The organism is Stenotrophomonas maltophilia (assembly GCF_013464915.1).
GTDB classification, from domain to species: domain Bacteria; phylum Pseudomonadota; class Gammaproteobacteria; order Xanthomonadales; family Xanthomonadaceae; genus Stenotrophomonas; species Stenotrophomonas maltophilia_AT.
Genome location: NZ_RAVT01000002.1, coordinates 39896 through 54849 on the forward strand (window position 1 = coordinate 39896; position 14954 = coordinate 54849).

The 14954-nt window shown below is 66.4% G+C and carries 16 protein-coding genes; 4 read left to right on the plus strand and 12 right to left on the minus strand.

The genetic code is table 11. The annotated features are described in order from the left end of the window. Positions 1-78: 78 nt before the first annotated feature. The gene (locus D7T59_RS00185; RefSeq protein ID WP_012480151.1) at positions 79-834 is read left to right on the plus strand and encodes a SapC family protein; all 756 of its coding nucleotides are present in this window, start codon (positions 79-81) and stop codon (positions 832-834) included. On the opposite strand, the gene D7T59_RS00190 is transcribed toward D7T59_RS00185, so the two are convergent. The 12 genes from D7T59_RS00190 to D7T59_RS00245 form a co-directional block, all read right to left on the minus strand. Then, positions 835-3129 carry an ATP-binding protein gene (locus D7T59_RS00190; RefSeq protein WP_180850770.1) on the minus strand — a complete coding sequence of 765 codons (2295 nt, stop codon included), beginning with the start codon at positions 3127-3129 and terminating at the stop codon, positions 835-837. 14 nt (positions 3130-3143) lie between these two features. Continuing rightward, a complete protein-coding gene (locus D7T59_RS00195; protein ID WP_180850771.1) occupies positions 3144-3770 on the minus strand; it encodes a LuxR C-terminal-related transcriptional regulator in 627 nt (208 codons plus the stop codon). A 312-nt stretch (positions 3771-4082) separates the two neighbouring features. Further along, a complete protein-coding gene (locus D7T59_RS00200) occupies positions 4083-4643 on the minus strand; it encodes a fasciclin domain-containing protein (protein ID WP_164136629.1) in 561 nt (186 codons plus the stop codon). Positions 4644-4777: 134 nt separating this feature from the next. Next, positions 4778-5320: a lipocalin family protein gene (locus tag D7T59_RS00205; protein ID WP_180850772.1), complete on the minus strand. Its 543-nt coding sequence runs from the start codon at positions 5318-5320 to the stop codon at positions 4778-4780. An 8-nt stretch (positions 5321-5328) separates the two neighbouring features. Beyond that, complete coding sequence (locus D7T59_RS00210; RefSeq protein ID WP_180850773.1) at positions 5329-6402, minus strand: SAM-dependent methyltransferase; 1074 nt, start codon at positions 6400-6402, stop codon at positions 5329-5331. Further along, positions 6399-7184 (minus strand): DUF1295 domain-containing protein, encoded by a 786-nt coding sequence (locus D7T59_RS00215; protein WP_180850774.1) that lies wholly within the window; start codon positions 7182-7184, stop codon positions 6399-6401. Before D7T59_RS00215 ends, D7T59_RS00210 begins: the two co-directional genes overlap by 4 nt. Next, a complete protein-coding gene (locus tag D7T59_RS00220) occupies positions 7181-7723 on the minus strand; it encodes a DUF2878 domain-containing protein (RefSeq protein ID WP_164136633.1) in 543 nt (180 codons plus the stop codon). Before D7T59_RS00220 ends, D7T59_RS00215 begins: the two co-directional genes overlap by 4 nt. A 1-nt stretch (position 7724) precedes the next feature. After that, positions 7725-8984 carry an SAM-dependent methyltransferase gene (locus tag D7T59_RS00225; RefSeq protein ID WP_180850775.1) on the minus strand — a complete coding sequence of 420 codons (1260 nt, stop codon included), beginning with the start codon at positions 8982-8984 and terminating at the stop codon, positions 7725-7727. Beyond that, complete coding sequence (locus D7T59_RS00230; RefSeq protein WP_180850776.1) at positions 8981-9748, minus strand: DUF1365 domain-containing protein; 768 nt, start codon at positions 9746-9748, stop codon at positions 8981-8983. Before D7T59_RS00230 ends, D7T59_RS00225 begins: the two co-directional genes overlap by 4 nt. Beyond that, complete coding sequence (locus tag D7T59_RS00235; RefSeq protein WP_180850777.1) at positions 9745-11022, minus strand: NAD(P)/FAD-dependent oxidoreductase; 1278 nt, start codon at positions 11020-11022, stop codon at positions 9745-9747. The genes D7T59_RS00230 and D7T59_RS00235 overlap by 4 nt, the downstream gene beginning before the upstream one ends. A gap of 1 nt (position 11023) precedes the next feature. Next, entirely contained in the window at positions 11024-11974 is a 951-nt protein-coding gene (locus D7T59_RS00240) for an acyl-CoA desaturase (protein WP_164136637.1), read from the minus strand. Between the two features lie 81 nt (positions 11975-12055). Beyond that, on the minus strand, positions 12056-12823 hold the full coding sequence (locus tag D7T59_RS00245) for a hypothetical protein (RefSeq protein ID WP_180850778.1): 768 nt from the start codon (positions 12821-12823) through the stop codon (positions 12056-12058). A 133-nt stretch (positions 12824-12956) separates the two neighbouring features. Between D7T59_RS00245 and D7T59_RS00250 the strand changes: the two genes are divergently transcribed. Genes D7T59_RS00250 through D7T59_RS00260 form a run of 3 tightly spaced genes read left to right on the plus strand, consistent with a single transcriptional unit; the run spans position 12957 to position 14954 of the window. Then, on the plus strand, positions 12957-13580 hold the full coding sequence (locus D7T59_RS00250) for a sigma-70 family RNA polymerase sigma factor (RefSeq protein ID WP_164136639.1): 624 nt from the start codon (positions 12957-12959) through the stop codon (positions 13578-13580). Continuing rightward, a complete protein-coding gene (locus D7T59_RS00255; RefSeq protein ID WP_180850779.1) occupies positions 13577-14251 on the plus strand; it encodes a ChrR family anti-sigma-E factor in 675 nt (224 codons plus the stop codon). The genes D7T59_RS00250 and D7T59_RS00255 overlap by 4 nt, the downstream gene beginning before the upstream one ends. A 1-nt stretch (position 14252) precedes the next feature. After that, positions 14253-14954 carry a Rossmann-fold NAD(P)-binding domain-containing protein gene (locus tag D7T59_RS00260; protein WP_258012883.1) on the plus strand — a complete coding sequence of 234 codons (702 nt, stop codon included), beginning with the start codon at positions 14253-14255 and terminating at the stop codon, positions 14952-14954.

Here is a 14954-nt window from a genome sequence, read left to right on the forward strand (position 1 = left end):
TGTTGATAATGCGGGATTCAGGTTGTTCCCGCTGGCGCGCCCGGGATGGCAGGCGCGCATGATCGAACGGTTCCCAAGATGACCACCACCAGCGACACCACCACCGAAGCGGCGCCGAGCAACGCCCCCCTGTTCTACACCCGTCCGGTGCCGCTGCAGGCCGATGTGCACGCCGACCTGCGCATCCTGCCGGGCAGGCTCGAGTTTGCCGCGGGCAACAACGCCATTCCGCTGGTGCTCGGCGAGTTCTCGCTGGCACTGCACCACTTCCCGATCCTGTTCGCTGGCCCGACTGCAGTGCCGATGGCCGCCGTTGGCGTATCCGACCAGAACCTGTTCATCAAGGACGGTCTGTGGGAAGACGAGGCCTACATCCCGGCCTACCTGCGCCGCCACCCCTTCATCTTCATCGACACCGGCTCGGACAATGATTTCCTGCTGGGCATCGACGAAGAAAGCTCGCGCGTGGTCAAGGGCGGTGACGAAGGCCAGCCGCTGTTTGTCGACGGCAAGGCCACCGACATGGTGCAGCAGGCGCTGGAGTTCTGTGGTCAGTTCACCCGTGAGCACGAGCAGACCCAGGCCTTCTCCAAGGCCCTGATCGACAACGGCCTGCTGGTCGAGCGCAATGCCACCGTGCGTACCCCGGATGGCCGTGAGTTCAACCTCAATGGCTTCCAGGTCGTCGACGTCGAGAAATTCGTCGCGCTGCCGGAAGCGACCGTGGTCGAGTGGCACCGCAGCGGCTGGCTGGCCCTGATCCACCAGCACCTGATGTCGCTGGGTCGCTTCAACGACCTGACCCGTCGCCAGGTCGAGCGTCTGGCGGCCTGATCAGGTCCTGGGCATGGCTTCCGCAGTGCGGGAGCCGTGCCATTGCTGCAGGGCTCGCAGCAGGCGTCGCGCATCGGTCCAGTCCGGTGCGGCGTCGCAACCCAGCTCCCACAGGTCGGCCGCCGTGTTCGCCTGTGCGGTGGCACCGTACATCTGCAGGGTTCCCTGTAGGCGGTGTGCGTGATGGCACAGGTCAGTGGTGCTGGCGTCATCCATGGCCTGTTCGATCTTCATCAGCTCGTGTCCGATATCCGTCATGTAGGCGGGGTCACAGGCGGCCGTGCCCGATGTGATGGTCTGTGCGGTCACCGGCCGCTCCAGCGCCCGCAGCAGTGACTCAAGCTGTAGTGGCTTGGTCAGGGTGGCATCAAACCCGGCTTTACGGCAGCGCGCCACATGACGACGATCGCGGCGTGCCGACAGCGCGATCAGTCGCAGTGGGTTACGTGCCTGCCTGCGCAACCGCATGGCCAGCGCATAGCCATCCATATCCCCGAGCCCGATGTCGAGCAGGATCACGCTGCGTGGCCGCACGGCCTGCTCGGCAAGCGCGCTGGCGGCGTCGCCAAACGCGTGCACATCGGCACCCAGGCGGCGCAGCTGCTCGCTGATGACCCTACGATTGAGTGCATGGTCTTCCACCAGCAGCAGCTCAAGGCCGCCGAGCGGCGTTCCCACGTCGGTTGCGCCTGACAGGGCCTCGGCCTTGGCGGGGCGTACCGGCAGACGCAGGGTGAAGCGACTGCCTCGCCCGGGGACGCTGTGCACTGACAGGTTGCCGCCCATTGCGCGGCCAAGCTGATGCACGATCATCAGTCCCAGTCCGCTGCCGCCGCGCTCCTTGCCGTCTTCGCCCTGCTGGAATGGCTGGAACAGCAGGGGGAGTTGCTCTGCAATGATGCCGATACCGCTGTCGATCACATCCAGCATGAGTTCACGAGGGCCGTTGCCTGGGGTCAGTTGAAGGCGCAGCTCGATACCGCCGACATCGGTGAATTTCAGTGCGTTTCCCAGCAGGTTGTCGATGATCTGACGCAGCCCCTCCGGGTCGATGGCGATGATGGGGAAAGGCTCGGGGAGACAGTCGAAGCGAAGCGTCAGCCCGCGCTGTCGAACCTGGGGACGAATCGCATCCAGCGACTGGCGGCAGAGTCGTGCGATGTCGCAGGGTTGCGCGTTCGGCTTGAAGGTGCCGCTGGCCAGGCGTGAGAATTCCAGCGAGCGGTTGAGCAGGTTGCGCAGTGAAGAGCCGGCTGCATGTGCAGCGGCCAGCAGCTCGCGCTGTCCGCGGGGGGGCGAAGACTGGTTGAGCAGGTCGATCGAGGCCAGCACCGCCTGAGCCGAATTGCGCACCTCGTGGCTGAACATGCCAATCGCTCGCGCCCGGGCGTGGCGTTCGCTGTGCAGGCGCCTGTGCCGTGCTTGCCACAGGACCGAGATGACGGTGAGTGCTGCAACGAGGCCCAGCGGCCAGGGCAGGGGCAGCTGGTGCATCCAGTCCAGCGCCTGCTGCATCGAAGCGGGTGCCGCCTGTTGCGCCCATGACTGCAGCAGGCCGGCATGCTCCTCCAGTGTGATCTCGCGCAGTGCCTGTTCGATGCGTTCCAGCAGTTGCCGGTCTTCGCGGCGGGCGAGCAGATGCAGATCGGTGGAGACGTCACTGTCGAAGGGCTGTAGATGCAGGCGTCCGGCGAAGTGCCGGCCTATCAGTGGTCGCAGGGTGGTTTCCACGCCGATGGCCGCATCGGCGATGCCGCGCTCGACCGCCGCCAGTGCAGCATGGCGGTCGCTCAGGTGCAGCAGGCGGATGCGCGGGTGGTGTGCCTCCAGCCAGCCTGCATACGGCCCCCCTTCGACCACTGCCAGTACCCGACCCTCCAGTTCCACGGTATCGCGGGGCAGTCGCTCGCCGGTGCGTCCGGCCAGCATGGTCTTGTCGCCGCGGAAGGTGCTGGATGTGACCAGCCCGGGGCAGGGCGGCTGCAGGTGCACGCTGCCACCCACCACCAGCACCAGGTCTGCGTCGCGGCTGCAGACTGCAGCCAGGGATGCGCCGGTGCTGGGGTGCGGTTGTTCGATGAACTGCAGTTGCGCGTGTCGCGCCACCAGCTTGGCATAGCCGTGTACCAGGGTGGGGAGTGGCGTCGTATCGGCGAGGGCTGCCGGTATCGGGTGTAGTGATGGTGCGGTGGCTACCCGCACTTCGCGCCCCGCCGGCCACTGATGTGAGAGCACATCCTCGGCCGAGGCGGCTGGCAACAGGATGAGGGCCAGCAGCAGGGGCGAGGTGTGCATTCGTTCGCGCGGCCTCACGGCGATTCCGGCAGTTGTCGCATGGCGTAGATCTCGGCATCGTTGCGCAGCCCGAGTTTGCGCAGGGCCGCGGTCTTCTGTGTGCTGATCGTCTTTATGCTGCGATGACGTTGGAGCGCGATCTCCGAAACGGTCAGTCCTGCGAGCAGAAGATCAAGCACTTCACGCTCGTTGCGGCTGAGTTCGTGGCAACGGCCTGGAAGGGTGACATCCGGTGGTAGTCGCGTCAGGCCTTGGGATATGCGTACGATCGCGTCCGACAACATGTGCAGCGGCTCTGCCTTGCTGACGACCCCGCTGATGCCGCTGGCAATCAGCTGGCTGATGTGCGTGGTGGGCGAGAGGGTGGCGAAGGCCAGCAGGGGAACCCGGGCAAAACAGTCACGTAGCAGGCTCACCAGTTCTGCGGTGCCGCGGTCCTCACGGCCCAGCGCCAGATCGATGATTGCTACGTCCACGGGCATCTTCCGCAGGCTGTCGATGAATTCGTCACTGCGAGCATGACTGGCGACGATGCTGAAGCGGGCATCGCTGGACAGATGCAGGGCGGTGCCGCGACGGACGATTTCATGATCGTCCAGGAGCGCCAGCCGCAGCCGACGCGGTGCAGGGAATCCATTCATGCGCAGGGAGGTGATCGGCGCCCATGGGGCGTGGCGATCATTCTGGCGCTGCTGTCGCGTCGAACACCGAAATTGCCCGACTTTTGCGATTATTCCTAAAGATTGATTGCCAACGGGTATCGATAATCACGTCGTCGATTGATTATCTCGATAATCGTGAAGGCCAATCCATGCGCCCGGCCTGCCCGTGGACTGATCTGGATCGTTGCGCGTTGTCCTGATCGTCCGTCACAGTCGCCCTCCAATGGTAGTACGCCGGTCGGCACGTGCGGCAACGGGCATTCCATCGAATGCCCGCCGCGCATCGAGCGATCATTTCGGCATGAGCACCGTGTCGATGACGTGGATCACGCCGTTGGACTGACCCACGTCGGCGATGCTGATGGAGGCCTTTCCGCCTTTTGCATCAACCACCCACAACGCGCCATCGCGAAGCACGACGGTGAGAGGCTCCCCCTCGACGGTCTTGAGCGTCGCCTTGCCGCCATGCTTCCTGGCATCGGACATCAGCCAGGCCGAACTGTAATTGCCTGGCACAACGTGATAGGTGAGGATCTTCGTCAGCTGCGCCTTGTTTTCCGGCTTGACCAGCGTATCAACGGTTCCGGCAGGCAGTTTGTTGAAGGCTGCATTGGTGGGGGCGAAGACCGTGAACGGGCCTGCGCCGTTCAGGGTATCCACCAGGCCGGCGGCCTTGACCGCTGCCACCAGGGTGGTGTGGTCTTTCGAGTTGACCGCGTTCTCCACAATGGTCCGGGTCGGGTACATCGCCGCTCCGCCGACCATCACGGTGTTGGCGGCGAAGCTCGCCGAGCTTACTGAAGCCAGTGCGGCAAAACCCATTGCGGTGGCCATGCGCTGAAGCGTGTTCATGGTGCCTTCCTCCACGGGACGCCTGCAGAGCGCAGGCATCTTATGTACGTTCCGAGGACGCGGGTGGATGCAGTTCCCAGAGCATTGAATCTGCGTCGTACAGCAGGAATGCAGGAGGGCGGGGCGCCGTCCGCTCAAGGCGTGCTTCGGACCGACTGCGGTACGCGGCGAAGCTTCTGGATGTCATAGCCCATGTCGGCGATGCGCTGCACGGCCTTCTGGTAATCGGCGTCGGACACCTGCGGCGTGCGTGCCATGTACCAGACATAGTCGCGCTTGCTGCGCGCCACGATGGTCTGGCGGTAGTCGTCATCCAGCCAGGCGATGATGTACTCGGCCTGGATCGGCCAGATGAACTGCATGCCCCAGACCGCACCACGGCCTTCTTCTTCGACATGGCCGATGGGGTGCATCGACCTCTGCGGGGCATCGAAGCCGCCCTTGCGATAGGTGAAGGTGGTCTGGATGCGCCCGTCGGGCTTCAACGCATAGCTTTCCACTGCATCGTAGGCATCGCGTTCGGGCCAGGACGGGATATGGGCGATCACGTACCAGTCGCCCATGAAGCGCGGCACATCCACCGAAGGCGCATGTGGAAGTGGCCGGGTGTCGCTGGAGGAGCAGCCTGAGCCGAACAGGCCGACCGCGATCAGCGGAAGCAGTGGGAACATGCGCATGTCACACCTCAGCGGGGACGGAACAGGTAATGGGCCACCAGCCATTGCTGGCCATCGTCGTAGCCGAACAGTTCGGCGCATGCCATCCAGAACATCCGCCAGCGCTGCCACCAGATGCGTGCGGCCGCCGCACCGTAGGTCGCCGACAGCACCGGCATCACCCGGTCGCGTGCAGCGTCCTGATTGGCCAGCCAGTGTTCGGCGGTGCGCTGGTAGTGGCGGCCATCAAGCAGCCAGCGCTGGTCGAGCCGCAGGTCGCGCTGGAAATGCAACAGGGTATCGGCGGCGGGCATCAGGCCGCCGGTGAAGAAGTGGCGGCCCATCCAGTTGTCGCCACCCTCGGTTTCGAACGGGTACATCAGCGTGCGATGGGCGAAGATGTGCACGAACAACGCACCGTCCGGCTTCAGCCACTGCGCAATGCGCGCCAGCAGGCGCTCGTAGTTGCGCACGTGCTCGAACATCTCGACCGAAACGCAGCGATCAAACTGCGCCGAGGGCAACTCCAGCTGGTTCACGTCACGGGTGAGCACCTGCACGTTGTGCAGCCCTCGTGCCTGGCACTGCGCCATGATGTGATCGCGCTGGCTGTGCGAGTTGGACACGGCAGTGATTGCTGCGTGCGGATAGCGCTCGGCCATCCACAGCGTCAGCGAGCCCCAGCCGCAGCCCAGTTCCAGGATGTGCTGTCCATCTGCCAGGCCAGCGCGCTGGCCGTACAGCTCCAGCATTGCTTCTTCAGCCTGGTCCAGCGTTTCGTGACCAGCGGGGTAGTAGCAGCTGCTGTACTTCAGCCGCTTGCCCAGGCAGGCCTGGAAGAACGCTGCGGGCACTTCGTAATGCTGGCGATTGGCTGCATCGGTATGCAGCGCCAGCGGGCTGTCGGCCAGTTCGGCGATGCGGCGGCTGAAACGCGCGGACTGCGCTTCGATGCCACCTTCTGATTCCTCCTGCAGGCGCTGCGCGCACAGTCGCCGGATACCGGCACGCAACGCGGCATCCGGCAGCAGGCCACGTTCGGCCCAGGCGGTCAGCCCGGTTTCTGCTTCCTCGGCCGGATTCAGTGACGGTATCGCGTTCATGCGGAATGCTCCTTGGAAGGGCGGGGGAACCAGGGGAAGAACATCGGCGTGCTGCGCTGGTAAGCGCGGTAGTCGTCGCCGCGGCTGCGCAGGGCCTGCTTTTCGGTGAACGGGACGCCGCTGAGATAGCGCAGGAATACATACATCAGCACGGGGCCGAGCCAGGCCAGCCACCACAGCGGGGAGCCGACGGCCAGCAGTACGTAGGTGAACCAGTGCAGCCACTCGAAGAAGTAGTTGGGGTGGCGGGAATACCGCCAGAGCCCGTCACGGCAGGTGTGGCCCTTGTTCGCCGGATTGGCGCGGAACCGGGCCAGCTGGCGGTCGGCCAGCGCCTCTCCGCCCACGCTCAGCAGCCAGACGAGCGCGGCCGCCAGCACCCATCGCGTCATGCCAGCGGTCTGATTGCCGGCGACCGCGACGAAGGGCAGGGCGAACAACCCCACCAGCAGTGCCTGTGCCATGAGGAACCCGAAGATCTTTCCCTGGTGTCCCTGCCAGTGGTCACGAAGGTAGCGATAGCGCCCGTCCTCTTCTTCGTGCCGGACGCGATGCCATAGATGAAAGGCCAGGCGACCGCCCCACAGGCCGCCGAGCACAGCCAGCGCCACCCGTGGCGCCACCGCTCCATCGCCCAGCAACGCCAGCAGCAGCGCGGCCGCGGCCACGCCCTTGGCCCAGAGCACATCCACAACACCGATGTTGTGGTGGCAGCGCTGCCAGGCCCAGCCCCAGCTCATCACCAGCACTGCATACAGCAGCACCCAGAGCAGATTGATCATGATGACGCTCCGATGAGAGGTGGCTGCGGTGTGGTGCGCGGGCGGGCGGCGCGGCACAACAGGGAAAGTGCAATGGCCCAGCCTGTGCCCAGCATCAGGACGCCCTGCCACATCGGGCTGTTGAACTGCACCGCACCGTATCCATGCGCGGCCGACAGGTAGGCCAGTGGCGCCAGCAGCAGGCCGAACAGGGGCGGCAGGGCAGGATGGCGCTGCAGGAAGCGCATCGAAGTGGTCAGGGTCATTGCGAATGCAGCCCACAAGGCCATGATCCAGGGCGGCGGCGCCCATCCCAGTGGGGCGGCGGCATAGCGCACGGTGCCGCTGGCGGCCGCGCTGGCGTCGACCAGCCAGGCGCAGGCCAACGCAAGCACCAGCAGCCGCAGGTCCAGTCGCGGATGCGCCGACGTCAGCAGCTGGCTGCCGATGTAGAGCGAAGCAGCCAGCAACGCGGGCCACTGCCAGCCGCGCCCGGCCCCGGCCACGGCGCACAGCCAGACCAGCTGGTTGCCAAGCAGGTTGGCCCAGAACCGTCGCATTTCAGTGGCCTTCACCAGGCGGGACCGCAGGCCGATGGCCCGGGCGTGCCAGCAGCAGGTGCGAGACCCCGATTGAGCGCTCCAGGAAGCCGCCTTCGCAGTAGGCCAGGTAGAAGTCCCACAGGCGGCAGAAGCGCGCATCGAACCCCTGCGCCTGCACCGCAGGCAGCTGCGCAAGGAAGCGCTGGCGCCAGGCGCGCAGGGTCAGCGCGTAGGAATGGCCGAAATCCTGCTGGGCGATCAGCTGCAGGTCACTGGACCGCGTCTTGGCCGCCATGATGGCGTTGATGGACGGGATGAAGCTGCCAGGGAACACGTAACGCTTGATGTAGTCGACGCTGCGCCGTGCCTGCTCATAGCGATGATCCTCGATGGTGATGGCCTGCAGCAGTGCAACGCCATCGGGCTTCAGCAAGCGCTGCAGCGTTGCCATGTAGGTGTCCAGGTACTCGGCACCGATGGCTTCGATCATCTCGATCGACACCAGCTTGTCGTACTGGCCCTGCAGGTCACGGTAATCCTGCATCAGCAACGTCACCCGGTCCTGCAGGCCGGCGGCCCGCACGCGCTCGGCGGCCAGCGCATGCTGTTCGGCGGAAATGGTGGTGGTGGTGACGTGGCAGCCATAGTGCTGGGCTGCATGCACCGCGAAGCCACCCCAGCCGGTGCCGATCTCCACCACGCGATCGCCCGGCTTGAGTTGCAGCTGCTGGCAGATGCGGTCCAGCTTGCGACGCGAGGCGGACGCCAACGATTCGGATTCGCTGGCGAACAACGCCGACGAGTACATCAGGTCCGGTGACAGGAACAGGGCGAAGAAATCGTTGCCGAGGTCGTAGTGCGCCGCGATGTTGCGCCGGCTGCCCTCGCGGCTGTTACGGCGCAGCCGGTTCCAGCCACGCAGCAGCCACCCGCCCACCCTGGCCGGGCCGCGCTCCATGCCGTCCAGCAGGTCGCGGTTGCGGACCAGCAGCTGTATCAATGCGACCAGATCATCACAGTGCCAGTCGCCCTGGATGTAGCTCTCGCCAGCGCCGACGCTGCCCTGCGCAGCGACCTTCCGGTAGAACGATGGGTCATCGATGGTCACCGTCACTTGCAGGCCGGCGTGGGCATTGCCCAGCCGGACCTCGCCGAGCGCATCGCGCACGCACAGGTGGCCATCGCGCAAGGGGGCAAGCTGGGCCAGCAGGCGGCGGCGCAGGAAGGCGTCCAGCGCGCCGGGGCGCGGCAGGGTCACCGAAGGTGTCATCGAGTTCATCGCGGTTTCCCGGCAAGGGTGGGGTGGTCGTGTACGGGGTTGCGCTTCAGCCACAGCCGCAGTGCGTGCCAGTGGATGGCGGCCACCACCTGGGTGGTCATCAGTGGGTAGCAGACGAGTACCTGCGCCAGGCCGCGGCCGTCCAGGGGGCGGCGGTGCATCGTCTGGGTGGCATCGAACTGGCGGGTGCCGTCGCGCCAGACCTGCATGTGCACGCGCAGATCCTCATCAGGGCTGTTGAAGCGCCAGTCGTAACGGCAGTCCATCGGCATGAACGGCGAGACGTGGAAGCGTTTGTCGAACTGCCAACGCAGTGACGCCCCTTCGTGGACGGCCGTAGCGACCGGCAGCACGTAGGCGTGCCGTTCCTTCCAGGGCGTATTGGTGATCTCGGCCACGATGCAGTCCAGCGTGCTGCCGTCGGCGTGGTAGCAGTAGTAGAAGCTGACCGGGTTGAACACATGCCCGGCAAAGCGAAGGTGGGTGAGCAGGCGCACCGGCCCCGAGGGTCGATGACCGAGCGTCATCGCCGCATGGTCGCGCACGGCATCGGCCAAAGGCTGTGCGGGATCGCCGAAATAGTCGCTGCGCCGGAACTCGGCAAGGTTGCGGCGATTGGCCGACCACAGCCAGCGCCCGGCAAACACGCTCTCCAGTTCATCCAGGTCGAGCAGCAGCTGCGCAACCGGGTAGCGGAATGCATGGGGGTGCGGATGATGCCGGCGGTGCATCACCTGCCCGAAATAGAGTGCGCTGGCGCTCATGCCGCCACCTCGCCCGGTACCAAGCCCCGGCGGTGCGGTGCGCAGGCCTCCAGTGCATCCACCACGCGGCGGGCACTGCGGATGCCATCCTCATGGAAGCCCCAGCCCCAATAGGCCCCTGCGAACCAGGTGTGGCGATGGCCCTGCAGGTCTGCCCAGCGCTGCTGCGCACGAACCGCAGCGTGATCATGCACCGGGTGTGCATAGTGCAGCGTGCGCAGCACCCTGGCAGGGTCGATGGCCTCGCTGCGGTTGAGGGTGACTACCAGCGGCGTGCTGCCAGGCAGGCCCTGCAGCAGGTTCATGCAGTAGCTGACCGTGCAGTGCGCAGCCGGATCCTGCGGGACGTGCGCGTTCCAGGCCGCCCAGGCCTTGCGGTTGCGCGGCAGCAGCGAGGCATCGGTATGCAGTACCGCTTCGTTGCGCTGGTAGCGGATGGCACCCAGTACCTCGCGCTCGACGGGGTCGGCATCACCCAGCAGGGCCAGCGCCTGGTCGCTATGGCAGGCCAGGATGACTTCGTCGAAGGCCTCGACACCGGCGGCGCTGTACACGCGTGCACCACCAGGCATGCGCTCCACCCGCTGGACCGGGCACTGCAGGCGCTCACGTACCTGCCAGCGGCAGCGCAGTGCATCCACGTAGCGGGCCGAGCCACCCGTGACCACCCGCCAGGGCGACCGCCCGGTCATCTGCAGCATCTGGTGGTTGGCCATGAACTGGGCCAGGTAGCGCGCGGGAAAGTCCTGCACGGTGGCGGTGGGCGACGACCACAGCGCCGAGGCCATCGGCAGCAGGTGCTCTTCAATGAAGGCATCGCCATAGCGCTGGGCGCGCAGGTACTCGCCCAGCGTCGGCCCGTCCTCTTCAGCCAGCAGCAGCGGGGCATCCCGATAGAAGCGACGCAGATCGGCCAGCATGCCCCAGAAACGCGGTGACACCAGGTTGCGTCGCTGGCAGAACAGGCCATCCAGCGAGGTGGCGTTGTACTCCACGCCGCTGCGCTCGCTGTGCATCGAGAAGCTCATCGTGGTCGGCTGCGAGGCCACGCCCAGCTCATCGAACAGTGCCGTCAGCAGCGGGTAGTGCTGGGGATTGAAGACGATGAAACCGGTGTCCACGGCCATGCGCACGCCTCCCACCTGCACGTCGTGGGTATGGGTGTGGCCTCCCAGGTAATCGTTGGCCTCGAACAGCGTCACGTCGTGCTGTTCCTGCAGCCACCAGGCGCTGGCCAGCCCTGAGATGCCCGAGCCGATGATGGCGATGCGCATGTCAGTACCTCGCCTTTGCCAGCACCCACTCGGGGATGGGCTTGAGTCCCTTGACCAGGCCGAATGCCGCCATTGCGCGCAGCCCGTACCAGGTCAGGTCGATCTCCCACCAGCGGAAACCCTGGCGTACGGTGCCGGGGAAGAAGTGGTGGTTGTTGTGCCAGCCTTCGCCGAAGGTCAGCAGGGCCAGCCAGAGATTGTTGCGGCTGTCGTCGCGGGTCTCGAAGCGGCGACGGCCGAAGCGGTGCGCCAGCGAGTTGATGGTGACCGTGGCATGGAACAGCACGATGGTGGAGATGAAGAAGCCCCACACCAGCAACTGCGGGCCCGAGGTGCGCAACCCCGGCGCCCAGCGCTCCAGTGCTGCACCCAGTGCATACAGTGCGATGGCCAGCAGCACCGGAATGGCGGTATCGAAACGGTCCAGCCAGCGCAGTTCAGGGAAGCGCGCCAGGTCCGGCACCCGCGACAGGTCGGTGGCGAATGCTTCGCGGGTCAGGAACCATCCCATGTGGCTGCGCCAGAAGCCGCCTTCGCGCGGCGAGTGCGGGTCCAGTGGCTGGTCAGCGTGGCGGTGATGGTGGCGATGGTGGGCAGCCCACCACAGCGGGCCCCGCTGCACGCTGGAGGCGCCGATCACCGCGAACACGAACTGCACCGCACGCGGTGCCTGGAAGGTGCGGTGCGAGAAGTAGCGATGATAGAAGGCGGTGATGGCGAACATGCGCACCGCATAAAGCGCCGCGGCCACGATGACTGCCGTCCACGAGACGCCTACCCAGATCACCGCGATGCAGGCCAGGTGCATCAGTGCAAACGGGACCGCACGCAGCCAGTCGATGCGGCCCGGCTGCTCTGTGCCGGCATCCGCAGCGTTGCCGGTATCGACCCATCGTTGCAGGGTGCGCAGCAGGCGCCAGCGTCGACGGGGGAGGGGCGATACAGAGGCCATGGCGGATCTCGGCGGGTGTCGTGTCTTCCTGTACGCAGCAGAATGCGCAATGGATGCGACGTAGTGCAGTGAATGTCGACTTCACGCGTTCGTGACGGGGCAGCGGTCGACCAGTGGCTGCGCCCATGCCTGTTGCCACTCCGACGCGGGGCGTTGCCCCGGTGGCGAGCTGAAGCGCACCGTCACCTGTGGATACGAGCCGCGCGCATCGCGCAGATTGCTGGTGCCGTTGAATTCCAACAGGCGCCGGTCGGCGCTGGCATAGACCAGTGACAGGCGTGGCGCGATGCCGCCATACCAGGTGTCCAGGCTGACCTCGATCGACTGGGCGTCGATGCCTTGCCAGCGCAGGCTGCCGGTATGCCTCACCTGCACCGGGAAGTAGCGCTGTCGGCCGGGCACGAGGAACGGCAGCGAAACGCGTTCGCCCTGCATCAGCGCTGTCCAGTGCAGGCGGACCGCCGCATCGAATCCCGCATCGATCACCGCGTCCGGCGGCAGATCGAGCCTGCGTTGCCGCGGCGGGCTGGCGGCATCCTCCTTCCAGACGATCGACACCGCGCCGCTGGCGGTCTCGATCTGGGCGGTCTGGCCGCTGCGCCGGTCCTGCAGCGAATAGCCTCGGGCCTGCGGAAGCAGGCTGGCCGGCAGGTGCTTGCGGGCGAACGGCTGGCCACCCGGGCACTGGTACAGCACCCAGCGCTCGGCACCCTCGGTTGCATCGCGCCGCCAGTGCACTTCACGGTAGAGAATCGCGCCCTGCGCGGAGGTGGCCACGCCTTCGCTTCGCAGCCAGGGCGCCGCCAACGCGGCATGGGGCAGGCACAGCAGCAGCCAGGCGGTGCGCATCGCGTTCATCCGGAAGAGGTGGGCTCAGGTCATACGGCAGGGATGGCCGGTTGGATGCGCGGTGCCGGCTGCATCCAATGGCTGCCTCTGCGCGTACAGAGGACAGACCTTCACCCGCCCGCCGCGAACGCAGATGTACCCTGACGCCGCCAGCACCCTTGCCAACCTCGACAGCGCACGCATCGTGTCCAGCTCCCAGCAGCCCAGCAGCGAGCCGAAAAACTGGGCCGGTGACATGGACGGTGTCGCGCGGCTGCGCGACCGCGACTGTTTCATGCGGATCTACGACTACTTCATGCCGCGGCTGTGCGTGTACCTGCGCGGCTTGGGCGCGCCCGATGCCGTGGCCGAGGAGCTGGCGCAGGAATGCCTGTTGCGCCTGTGGCTGCGGGCGGCCGACTACGATGCGGCCCAGGGCGCGCTGAGTACCTGGCTGTACCGCATCGCCCGCAACCTGCATATTGATCGAGTGCGCCGCGAGCGTGGCTGGATGCAGGTGCAGGCCGCGGTGGAGGACGCCGCAACACTGGATGTGATCGAGCGCAGCAGCGCCGAGCAGTTCGCCGACCACGCGCGTCTTCGCCAGCGCATCAACGAGCTGCCTGCGGTGCAGGCGCGGCTGGTGCGGATGTCCTATTTCGAGGCCAAGAGCCACAGCGAGATCGCTGAAGCGCTGGGCATGCCGCTGGGCACGGTGAAATCGCACCTGCGGCGCGCGTTCCTGCAGCTGCAGTCAAAAGTGGGAGGTGCGCTGTGAATCCGCACCACCATCTGCACGAATCCACGCTGATGAGCTACGCCGCAGGCGCGCTTCCTGCGCCGTTGAGCATCGTGGCGGGCGCCCATCTGGAGCAGTGTGCGCATTGCCGCCAGCGCCTGCGCGACGCAGAGGCGATCGGCTCGGTGCTGCTGGAGCAGACCCAGCCGTCCGATGGGGACGTGCGCCGCGAACGGTTGCGCGAGGCAATGCTGATGCAGCTGTCCAGGGAAACGCCGATGGCCGTGGCTGGAGCCGCGCGCCCGATGCCGAAGGAGCGCCCCGAGGCCGATCCCGATCATCTGCCGGTGTCACTGCATCCGTACTTTGGCACCTCGCTGGGTGGCCTGCGCTGGCGCTGGATGGCACCCGGTGTACATTGCATCCGCGCCGAGCAGATGCCCTCGCTGATCATGCTGAAGATCGCCCCTGGCAAGTGCCTGCCCATGCACAGCCATGGCCGCAGCGAGCTGACCCAGATCCTGCGGGGCTCGTACAACGATGCGCTGGGGTTGTTCGCGCCGGGCGACGTGGCGGATCTGGATGAGGATGTGGAGCATCAGCCGGTGACCGCACCTGGCGTTCCCTGCATCTGCGTGTCCGCGCTGGATGCGCCACTGGTGTTCAGCGGCTGGCTGGCGCGGAAGATCCAGCGCTTTGTGAAGCTCTAGGATGAGTGCAGCGATGGCCACAGGCGCGCTGCGGGTTCTGCTGGCCGGTGCCGCGGGGCTGGTCGGGCAGGGTGTGGCCCTGGCCTGCCAGCGCTCGCCCCGGGTCGCCGATCTGACCGCACTGGTCCGGCGCCCGGGCAGCCTGAACGGTAGTGGCAGCGAGCTGATCGTGCCGGACTTCCTCGGGATCCAGGAATTGCAGGATGATCTGTCGGGATTCGACGCCTGCTTCTACTGTGCCGGCGCTCCACCGGTGGGCACGGCCGAGGCCGAGTACCGGCGGGTGACACTGGACACCACCCTGGCCGTCGCCCGCGCCTGGGCCGCGGCAAATCCGCAGGGGTGCTTCCTGTATGTATCCGGTGCCGGCGCAGATGCGCGAAGCCGGTTCATGCCGTTGCGGATCAAGGGCGAGACCGAGCGGGCACTGCGGGCGCTGCCGGTTCGCACCGTCATGCTGCGTCCGGGTGGCGTACGCCCCGTGCAGGGTACCGGCACCCGTCATGGCCTGCTGAAGCCGCTGTACTGGGGTGGCGCGCCCTTGATGAAACTGGCGGGCGTGATCGCGCCATCGCTGGTGACCAGCAACCTGGCACTGGGCCAGGCGATGATTGCGCTGGCCGGCACGGAGCATCCGCCGGCCACGGTGGAGTGCGCGGACATCAACCGGATCGCGGCGGAGGTGCGCGAGCCGGTTGCCTGA